At 56.2% G+C, this 578-nt stretch carries 1 rRNA gene; it reads right to left on the minus strand.

Going from position 1 to position 578, the window contains the following annotated elements:
- Window positions 1-578, minus strand: a 23S ribosomal RNA gene (locus AYO36_RS00245); the annotation flags it as partial.

Below are 578 nucleotides of genomic sequence, written 5' to 3' on the forward strand. Positions count from 1 at the left end.
CCATGCTTCCACCCGTGACCTATCTACCTCATCGTCTCTGAGGGGTCTTTCTTGATTACTCAAAGGGAAATCTCATCTTGGAGGGGGCTTCATGCTTAGATGCTTTCAGCATTTATCCCGTCCGCACGTAGCTACCCAGCGATGCTCCTGGCGGAACAACTGGTACACCAGCGGTGCGTCCATCCCGGTCCTCTCGTACTAAGGACAGCTCTCCTCAAATTTCCTGCGCCCACGACGGATAGGGACCGAACTGTCTCACGACGTTCTGAACCCAGCTCGCGTACCGCTTTAATGGGCGAACAGCCCAACCCTTGGGACCTACTCCAGCCCCAGGATGCGATGAGCCGACATCGAGGTGCCAAACCTCCCCGTCGATGTGGACTCTTGGGGGAGATCAGCCTGTTATCCCCAGGGTAGCTTTTATCCGTTGAGCGATGGCCCTTCCATGCGGAACCACCGGATCACTAAGCCCGACTTTCGTCCCTGCTCGACTTGTAGGTCTCGCAGTCAAGCTCCCTTCTGCCTTTGCGCTCTACGAATGATTTCCAACCATTCTGAGGGAACCTTTGGGCGCCTCC

Origin of the sequence: Exiguobacterium sp. KKBO11 (assembly GCF_001644945.1) — a bacterium.
In the GTDB taxonomy this organism is placed as follows: Bacteria; Bacillota; Bacilli; order Exiguobacteriales; family Exiguobacteriaceae; genus Exiguobacterium_A; species Exiguobacterium_A abrahamii.